The sequence below is a fragment of the Pseudomonas sp. GW821-FHT01C01 genome, from assembly GCF_059422645.1.
On record NZ_JBWKXF010000093.1, the window covers coordinates 1 to 8925 of the forward strand.

Annotated in this window: 7 protein-coding genes; 5 read left to right on the plus strand and 2 right to left on the minus strand. The window is 60.0% G+C overall.

Annotated features, from left to right (window positions below):
• Positions 1 to 114: 114 nt before the first annotated feature.
• Positions 115 to 1005, minus strand: coding sequence for a LysR family transcriptional regulator (locus AC07XF_RS28360; RefSeq protein WP_495029157.1), 891 nt, complete (start codon positions 1003 to 1005; stop codon positions 115 to 117).
• Between the two features lie 131 nt (positions 1006 to 1136).
• Between AC07XF_RS28360 and AC07XF_RS28365 the strand changes: the two genes are divergently transcribed.
• Both AC07XF_RS28365 and AC07XF_RS28370 read left to right on the plus strand, forming a co-directional pair.
• Positions 1137 to 2798, plus strand: a complete 1662-nt coding sequence (locus tag AC07XF_RS28365; RefSeq protein ID WP_495029158.1) for a GMC family oxidoreductase — start codon at positions 1137 to 1139, stop codon at positions 2796 to 2798.
• A gap of 141 nt (positions 2799 to 2939) precedes the next feature.
• A complete protein-coding gene (locus AC07XF_RS28370; RefSeq protein ID WP_495029159.1) occupies positions 2940 to 4562 on the plus strand; it encodes an MFS transporter in 1623 nt (540 codons plus the stop codon).
• A gap of 66 nt (positions 4563 to 4628) precedes the next feature.
• Here the strand turns inward: AC07XF_RS28370 and AC07XF_RS28375 are convergent, their stop codons facing one another.
• Complete coding sequence (locus AC07XF_RS28375; protein ID WP_495029160.1) at positions 4629 to 4997, minus strand: DUF427 domain-containing protein; 369 nt, start codon at positions 4995 to 4997, stop codon at positions 4629 to 4631.
• 289 nt (positions 4998 to 5286) lie between these two features.
• Here AC07XF_RS28375 and AC07XF_RS28380 point away from each other — a divergent pair, with 289 nt between their 5' ends.
• From AC07XF_RS28380 to AC07XF_RS28390, 3 genes are all read left to right on the plus strand, one after another.
• Positions 5287 to 7233, plus strand: a complete 1947-nt coding sequence (locus tag AC07XF_RS28380; RefSeq protein WP_495029161.1) for a DNA topoisomerase III — start codon at positions 5287 to 5289, stop codon at positions 7231 to 7233.
• Between the two features lie 170 nt (positions 7234 to 7403).
• The gene (locus tag AC07XF_RS28385) at positions 7404 to 7907 is read left to right on the plus strand and encodes a GNAT family N-acetyltransferase (RefSeq protein ID WP_495029162.1); all 504 of its coding nucleotides are present in this window, start codon (positions 7404 to 7406) and stop codon (positions 7905 to 7907) included.
• 523 nt (positions 7908 to 8430) lie between these two features.
• Complete coding sequence (locus AC07XF_RS28390) at positions 8431 to 8760, plus strand: hypothetical protein (RefSeq protein ID WP_033063592.1); 330 nt, start codon at positions 8431 to 8433, stop codon at positions 8758 to 8760.
• Positions 8761 to 8925: the final 165 nt, after the last annotated feature.

An 8925-nucleotide genomic window follows, 5' to 3' on the forward strand; every position in this document is an offset into this window, starting at 1 on the left:
GATCTACACTGGTATACCATCGTCGGCAGCGTCAGATGTGGAGAAGAGACAGGCCCGCTCCCACAGGAGGCCGCGTTCCAATGTGGGAGCGGGCTTGCTCGCGAAGGCGCCAGTTCAGGCACCGCCCAACAACAACCCCTGCTCACGCTCACACATCTGCACCACGTAATCCCACAACACCCGCAGCCGCACGGATTTGTGCAGTTCGCGCCGGGTGCTGATCCAGTAGCTGCGCTGGATGCTTTCCTCCGGCAGCAGCGGCACCAGACCCGGGTCGGCGCTGGCCATGTAGCACGGCAGCACGGCAATCCCCAGACCTGAGCGCGCAGCCTGCTGCTGGGCGATCACGCTGGTGCTGTGAAACACCACCTGCGGGTTGCGGCAGAAGCTGTTAAGGAACATCAGTTCCTGGCTGAACAACAGGTCGTCGACATAGCCGATCCAGGCATGGCGCCCCAAGTCCTCACGACTGCGCAACGGCGGCGAACGATCGAGGTAGTCCTGGCTGGCATACAACGCCAGGCGATAATCGGTGAGTTTGCGGGTGACCAGCATGTCGGCGGCCGGGCGCTCCAGGTGGATGCTGATTTCCGCCTCGCGGTTGAGGATGCTGACAAACCGCGGCACCGCCACCAGTTCCACTTCCAGCCCCGGATAGCGTTCGAACAAGCCGTTCATGCGGCTGGCGAGGAACATGATGCCCAGCCCTTCCGTCACCCCGACACGGATCTTGCCCAGTGGCGCGGTGGATTGGGTGATTTCTTCCTGGGCCAGCAACGCCACGTTTTCCATCGCCTCGGCGTGTTTAAGCAACGCCTCGCCAGCCGGGGTCATCTCGTAACCCTGGGCATGTTGAACGAACAACGCCGTACCGAGGCTCCTTTCGATCGCCTCGATGTGCCGCGCCACGGTGGCATGGGTGGTGTTCAAGCGACGGGCAGCCGTGAGCAAACGCCCGCTGCGCTGCAATTCGAGAAAAAACCGCAAGTCATTCCAGTCGAACATGAATCATCCTTGTTCTTTGCCGTTTGGGATGCTGTTTAAAAACGCACAGCGGCTGCGCAAAAACTAACATTCTTTTGACGAAAGCTAACAACTAGGATGACAGACAACAAGAACAACAAACGAGGTCAGGGATGCAGCCTTCCCTTGATGAATACGATTACATCGTGGTCGGGGCCGGGCCGGCCGGTTGCCTGCTGGCCAATCGACTGTCGGCCAGCCCGCAACATCGCGTGTTGCTGCTCGAAGCCGGCGGCCGCGACAACTATGCGTGGATTCACATCCCCGTGGGTTACCTGTTCTGCATCGGCAACCCGCGCACCGACTGGTGCTTCAAGACCGAGGCACAACCGGGGCTGCAAGGTCGCGCCCTGAGCTACCCGCGCGGCAAGGTACTGGGCGGCTGCTCCTCCATCAACGGCATGATCTACATGCGCGGCCAGGCCGCGGACTACGACCGCTGGGCCGCCGATGGCAATTCTGGCTGGAGCTGGCAAGACGTGTTGCCGCTGTTCAAGCAAAGTGAAAACCACTTTGCCGGCGCCGCCGAATTTCACGGCGCCGCGGGCGAATGGCGAGTGGAACGCCAGCGCCTGTCATGGCCGATTCTCGACGCCTTCCGCAGTGCTGCCGAACAAAGCGGCATCGCCAGCATCGATGACTTCAACCAGGGCGACAACGAAGGTTGCGGCTATTTCCAGGTCAATCAGAAGTCCGGCATCCGCTGGAACGCGGCCAAGGCGTTTCTCAAACCGATTCGCCAGCGCCCCAATCTGACTGTACTGACCGGTGTCGAAGTCGACCGCGTGCTTTTGGAGAATGGCCGCGCCTCAGCGGTCAGTGCCCGTTGGCAAGGCCAGGCGAAAACCTTCAAAGCGCGCAAGGAGATCGTCCTCTGTGCCGGCTCGGTCGGTTCCCCCAGCATCCTGCAACGCTCCGGCATCGGCCCGCGTCCGCTGCTGGAGCGGCTGGGCATTGGCGTCACTCATGAGCTACCCGGTGTTGGCGGCAATTTGCAGGATCACCTGCAACTGCGGCTGATCTACAAACTGGAAAATGCCCGCACCCTGAACCAGATTGCCGGCAGCCTGTGGGGCAAGATGGGCATGGGCCTGCGCTACCTGTATGACCGCAGCGGCCCGCTGTCGATGGCGCCGAGTCAGCTTGGCGCGTTTGCCCGCTCCGGGCCGGAACAGACTTCAGCGAATCTTGAATACCACGTGCAACCGCTGTCGCTGGAGCGCTTTGGCGAACCGCTGCATGCGTTCCCGGCGTTTACCGCATCGGTCTGCGACTTGCGTCCACAAAGCCGTGGCCGGGTGGAAATCCGCTCCGCCAATCCGCAAGAAGCACCGCTGATCCAACCCAATTATCTAAGTCATCCGGAGGACTTGCGCGTCGCCGCCGACGCCATCCGCCTGACCCGCCGCATCGTCTCCGCGCCGGCCCTGCGTGCATTCAATCCGGTGGAATACCTGCCCGGCGACAGCCTGCAAAGCGAAGAACAACTGCATGAAGCCGCCGCGCGAATCGGCACCACGATTTTCCATCCGGTGGGGACCTGCCGCATGGGCAATGACGCCGACGCCGTGGTCGATGCGCAACTCAAGGTCCATGGCATCCCCGGCCTGCGCATTGCCGATGCCTCGATCATGCCGCGCATCACCTCGGGCAACACCTGCTCACCGACACTGATGATTGCCGAGAAGGCTGCGCAGATGATCCTCACCACATCAGTAAACACATCCAATGTGGGAGCGGGCTTGCTCGCGAAAGCGGTGGATCATTCACATTGATGTTGAATGAGACGACGCTTTCGCGAGCAAGCCCGCTCCCACAAGGATTGCATTAGATTCACGGACATCGAGCATTACCCCTGAAATGGAACACGCGACACCAGTGGAACAACAAAAACAATCACTGAGAGGGATACCGGTATGTCAGAACACGTTCAGTCCCTGGACGCCGTGCGCAGCGCGGGCACCAGTCAGGAAACCCAGAAAGTCATCTTCGCCTCGTCCCTCGGGACGGTCTTCGAGTGGTACGACTTTTTCCTCTATGGCGCCCTCGCGGCGGTGATCAGCAAGCAGTTCTTCGCGGGGGTCAACGACACCACGGCGTTTATCTTTGCGCTGATGGCCTTCGCCGCGGGCTTCATCGTCCGGCCGTTCGGTGCGCTGGTGTTCGGTCGGTTGGGGGACATGATCGGACGCAAGTACACCTTCCTCGCCACCATCATCCTCATGGGCCTGGCGACGTTCTGCGTCGGACTGCTGCCGACCTACGCCAGCATCGGCATCGCCGCGCCGATCATCCTGGTGGTGCTGCGCATGCTCCAGGGTCTGGCCCTGGGCGGTGAATACGGCGGTGCCGCGACCTATGTCGCCGAGCACGCGCCCATCGGCAAGCGAGGCTTCCACACCAGCTGGATTCAATCCACCGCGACCCTTGGCCTGCTGCTGTCGCTGCTGGTGGTGCTGGGCTGCCGTTACTTCACCGGCGATCAGTTCGAAGTCTGGGGCTGGCGCATTCCGTTCCTGTTTTCCATCGTGCTGCTGGGTATTTCGACCTGGATTCGCCTGAGCCTGCACGAGTCGCCGGCCTTCGTGAAAATGAAAGAGGAAGGCAAGCTATGCAAACAGCCGATTCGCGACTCCTTCGGCAAATGGGAAAACCTCAAAGTGGTGTTGATCGCGCTGTTCAGCATCAATGCCGGGCAAGCGGTGACCTTCTACGCCGCGCAATTCTATGTGCTGTTCTTCCTCACCCAGTTCCTGAAAATGGACCCGGCCGTGGCCAACGGTTTGCTGATTGTCAGCGTGACCATTGGCGCCCCCTTCTTCATTTTCTTTGGCTGGCTGTCGGACAAGGTCGGGCGTAAACCGGTACTGATGATCGGCCTGCTGCTGGCCACCGCGCTGTACTTCCCGATCTTCAAGACCCTGGCCCACTACGCCAACCCGGCCATCGACCTGGCCAGCCGCCAGGCACCGATCACCGTGATGGCCGACCCGGCCACCTGCACCTTCCAGTTCGACCCGGTGGGCAAGGCGAAATTTGACAGCCCGTGCGACAAGGTCAAGACCTTCCTGGTCAAGCAGGGTTTGCCCTACCAGAGTGCTGTCGCACCGACCGGCAGCAACGTGCAGGTGAGCGTTGGTGACGTGAAGATCGATGGTTTCGACGAAGCCGCCTTGCGCGGTGCCGTGACGCTCGCCGGTTACCCGCAACAGGCGGACATGCAGCAGATCAACAAGCCGATGATCGTGGCGCTGATCGTCGCGCTGATCATTATCTCGGCCATGTGTTACGGCCCGCTGGCGGCGTTGATGGTCGAACTGTTCCCGACCCGCATCCGCTACACCTCGATGTCCCTGCCCTACCACATCGGCAACGGCTGGTTCGGCGGCTTCCTGCCGACGGTGTCATTTGCCTTGGTGGTGTACACCGGGGACATCTTCTACGGCCTGTGGTATCCGGTGGTGATCACCGGGGTAAGCCTGGTGGTGGGCATGCTGTGCTTGCGTGAGACCCGAAACGTGGATCTCGACAAGAACTGATCCACCCGGCTGGCGAGGGAGTACACAGACTCTCTCGCCACATCTGCGCCCGCCTGACGGCAATCATCAAACCTCGGCGTCCAACAACTCAAACTTCACCTGATCCGGGTAGAACGCCACGTATTCGCGTATCTGCTCCACCGATATCTTGGGATTCTCATAACTCCACACTGCATTGGCACTCTCATGCCCCGGCACCTGCAAACTGAAATAACTCGCATCGCCCTTGTACGGGCAATAACTGGTGTGGTCGGTGCGGGCGAAATACTTCTCGTCGATATCCTCTCGCGGCACGTAGTACACCGGCGGGTAGTTGGCTTCCAGCAACACCAGTGCGCGAGCAGAAGCGGCGACTTGAATGCCGTGGAACCTCACCAATAGGCAGCCGGGCTGCTCGGCAATAGTGATGACAGGACTAGGACCGGAGCTTTTCATGGAATACGTTCCTCATGACGGTGATGGACCTGCAAATCGATTGTGGGAGCGTGGCTTGCCCGCGATGGGCTGCGCAGCAGACCCAAAACCTGAAACCACGATTTATCAGGTATAACCCAAGTTTCACCCTCGCGAATGCTTCGCAGCCGAACGGGGCCAAGCCGGTGTCTGCCGCTGCAAGCCTTCGGCGCGACACACAAAGCTGTACATCCATACAGATAAAGATTGCTCCATCGCTCATCAAGCGCCATTCTGTGCACCTCTCGCACATTGATCGACGATGGTGGTTATGCGGCTGTACCTCTGTGAAAAACCTTCCCAGGCCAAAGACATTGCAGCCGTGCTCGGCGCCAAGCGCCGGGGCGATGGTTGTTGGCTGGGAACGGACGTCACGGTGACCTGGTGCATCGGCCATCTGCTGGAAACCGCACCGCCGGATGCCTACGAAGCGCGCTACAAGCGCTGGGTGCTGGCGGACCTGCCGATCATTCCCGAGAAGTGGAAAATGACCGTCAAACCGCGCACCGCCAGCCAGTACAAAGCGGTCAAGCGCCTGCTCGGCGAAGCCAGCGAACTGATCATTGCCACGGACGCCGACCGTGAAGGCGAGATGATCGCCCGAGAGCTGGTGGAACATTGCCGATATCGCGGGCCGATCCGCCGGCTCTGGTTGTCGGCGCTGGACGATGCGTCCATCCGCAAGGCCCTCGCGGCACTCAAACCGGGGAACGAAACCTTCAGCCTCTATCACTCGGCCCTGGGTCGCTCCCGGGCCGACTGGCTGATCGGCATGAACATGAGTCGGCTGTTCACCTTGCTGGGGCGCCAGTCTGGTTATCAAGGCGTATTGCCGGTCGGCCGGGTGCAAACGCCGACCTTGCGCCTGGTGGTGGATCGCGATCGCAGCATTGCCGACTTTGTGCCCGTCCCCTATTGGGCCATCGATGTGCAACTGCTGCACAACGGCACCGCGTTCACGGCGCAATGGCGAGCGGCATCCGACGTTTGCGACGATCAGGACCGCTGCCTGAATCAGGCGCTGGCACAACAAGCGGCGGCCGCCATGAGCGGTGCGGCCAGTGCGCGGGTGATCAAACTGCGCACCGAGCGGATGCGCGAAGTGGCCCCGCTGCCGTTCGATCTGGGCACCCTGCAGGAGGTTTGTTCAAAGAAACTCGGCCTTGGCGCCCAGGAAACCCTCGACATCGCCCAGGCGCTGTACGAAACCCACAAAGTCATTACCTATCCGCGCAGTGATTGCGGCTACTTGCCCCTCAGTCAGCACAGCGAGGCGCCGAGTATTCTGGCGGCGCTGCGCCAGGCCGATCCGGCGTTGAACGCCTTGCACGATCACCTTGATCCACAACGGCGTTCTCGGGCCTGGAACGATGCCAAGGTCAGCGCGCACCACGGCATCATCCCCACGGCTGCCGCGAAGAATCTCGACCGACTGGCGGGCAAACAGCGCGCGGTCTACACCCTGATCCGCGCGCGATACCTGGCGCAGTTCCTGCCCAATCACGAATACGACCGCACCCAGGCCGACTTCGATTGCGCAGGCCTTGCCCTGCGCGCTGTCGGCAAGCAGATCATCGAGCCGGGCTGGAAACGCGCCCTGCCCGAAGCGCTGGCACCGGCCAAGGGCCGCGAAGCCCCGGCGCCGCAGACACTGCCGAACCTGACCGAAGGCATCGATTGCGCAGTGGCGGGTGTGCAACTCAAGGACCTCTGGACCCAACCGCCAAAGCCGTTCACTGAAGGCGATCTGATCAAGGCCATGAAGAATGTCGCCAAACTGGTGGAAGACCCTCTGCTCAAACAAAAACTCAAGGACACCACCGGTATCGGCACCGAAGCGACCCGCGCGTCGATCATCCAGGGCCTGCTCGACCGTGGTTATCTGGTCAAGAACGGCAAGGCCCTGGCCGCCACGCCGGCCGCGTTCAGCCTGATCGACGCCGTACCGCGAGCCATCGCCGATCCGGGCACGACGGCGATCTGGGAACAGGCCCTGGACATGGTGCAAAGCGGGGAAATGAGCCTGGAAGAGTTCGTCACCAAACAGGCAGCGTGGATGAGCAAGCAAGTCACTCGTTGCGCCGGACTGAGCCTGACCATCAGCGGTCCACCGCCCACCGGATCCGCCGCAGCCCCCTGGAAGAAAAAGCGCAAAGGCGCTCCGCGCAAACCAGCGAGTGGCACCAGGCGCAGGTCAAAACCGGCAGGCAACACGTAAACCCTGTGGCGAGGGAGCTTGCTCCCGCTGGACTGCGCAGCAGGCCCAATGATTTTGTTTGAAAGCGAGAGCCGCTTCGCGACTCGACGGGAGCAAGCTCCCTCGCCACGGATCGTGCGACGCCGACCATAATCAATTGTGTCCCTTGGCCGATCAGGAGCCACCCCCGTATGACTTCGATAGAACTGCACGCCGCCCAACGCGACGAACTGGAAATCATCGAGAACCTGATGCAGTTCTACACCTATGACTTCAGCGAATGGATGCCGCTGAAACTGGGCGAATACGGATTCTTCAACATCCTGCCCATGCCCGACTACTGGCGAAACCCCGCCACCCGACCTTTCCTGATCAAAGTCGACGGGGAGCTGGCCGGTTTTGTGACCGTGGATAACCAGACCCAACTACCCGGTGCCGACTACAACATCGGCTATCTGTTTGTCAGCCGACGCTTCCGTGGCCGGGGTGTCGCGCGATTTGTCGTTTCCACCCTCTTGAGCCAATTCCCCGGTCAATGGCAGATTTTCCACATCGAGGCGAATCAGCCGGCACGGCTGTTCTGGGCCGCCGTAATGCCAGGGCTCAACACAGGCGGGTTCACCTTGCATCAGCAGGTAGTTGACCGTCATCCCTGCACTTTTTACCGCTTTCAGTGTCCGCCTTTGTCGTCCTGACCGACACGTCCTCAACTCCGCGCGCTAATTCCGAACAGCTTTGTCCGACAATATGTAGTGATCAAAAATATTCACTACAAAACCGTTGACGCCTCCGTTTTGCCCTTGCATGATGCAGACGTCTCCCCGATCGGGAGTACCGGCAACACGTTTGAGCAAGCTCGTCTGACCGCCGAGCTGTTTTTCCCGGATACACGCTGCCCACAAGGCAGATTGAAGAAGCTGACCTGGCCTGAACGTCCAGTACAAGGGCGAGAAGTCTTGGCGAGCAATCCTCATGATGCTTGTGGCCGACCCTGAAAATGTCGGCAGTGGCCTTAAGGTTTTCGCCGCTTCTCTTCGTTGTGACGCTATTGCGTAGCAGTTATTCAACACGACTACATGCAACAGACGCAGGACCCCGCCCGATAAGGCGGTCGAACGCTGACGTCCTGGTTTCGGTGCCAGGGATCAACTAACCGATGGGCTACCTGTATTAGCGAATCAACTTTGAAAGATCACCAATTGGTCAAGGGGCTTTATGATGAATCTGAACAATCAACCAACTATCGATGAACTGGCTCGTATGTTCGCTGCAAAGAAAGACAGCCACGACAGCCACATTCTCTGGATCAGCAAGTCTGGCCAGGTACATATCGACTGCCTGTCGCCTCATGCCCATGAAGCAGAGTTCGACCAGAACAACCAGAACCTGCTTGCCCGACTGAAGATGTACCGTCGCGGCCAGGGCTATGTCGGCAAGAAAGCCGCAGCCGACAAGGACTTCATCGGTAATGTTCTGCAAACCCTGAAACAGGCCTGGGCCTCGATGCAGAACCAGAATGAAGTTCGGGTGATTGACCGGTTCTACTAATTAAACCAAGTTATCTCTGACTATTGATAAACAGGGCCTGCTCCCAATAAGGAGCGGGCCTTTTTTATGCTGGAAATAATGTGGGAGCGGGCTTGCTCGCGAATGCGGTGTGTCAGATAACACCTGTCTCTTCTCCACATCTGACGCTGCCGACGATGGTATACC

Excerpts from the sequence above, each read along its gene's own strand:
- AC07XF_RS28360 (WP_495029157.1), bottom strand. The coding sequence starts at position 1,005 with ATGTTCGACTGGAATGACTTGCGGTTTTTTCTCGAATTGCAGCGCAGC.
- AC07XF_RS28365 (WP_495029158.1), top strand. The coding sequence starts at position 1,137 with ATGCAGCCTTCCCTTGATGAATACGATTACATCGTGGTCGGGGCCGGG.
- AC07XF_RS28370 (WP_495029159.1), top strand. The coding sequence starts at position 2,940 with ATGTCAGAACACGTTCAGTCCCTGGACGCCGTGCGCAGCGCGGGCACC.
- AC07XF_RS28375 (WP_495029160.1), bottom strand. The coding sequence starts at position 4,997 with ATGAAAAGCTCCGGTCCTAGTCCTGTCATCACTATTGCCGAGCAGCCC.
- AC07XF_RS28380 (WP_495029161.1), top strand. The coding sequence starts at position 5,287 with ATGCGGCTGTACCTCTGTGAAAAACCTTCCCAGGCCAAAGACATTGCA.
- AC07XF_RS28385 (WP_495029162.1), top strand. The coding sequence starts at position 7,404 with ATGACTTCGATAGAACTGCACGCCGCCCAACGCGACGAACTGGAAATC.
- AC07XF_RS28390 (WP_033063592.1), top strand. The coding sequence starts at position 8,431 with ATGAATCTGAACAATCAACCAACTATCGATGAACTGGCTCGTATGTTC.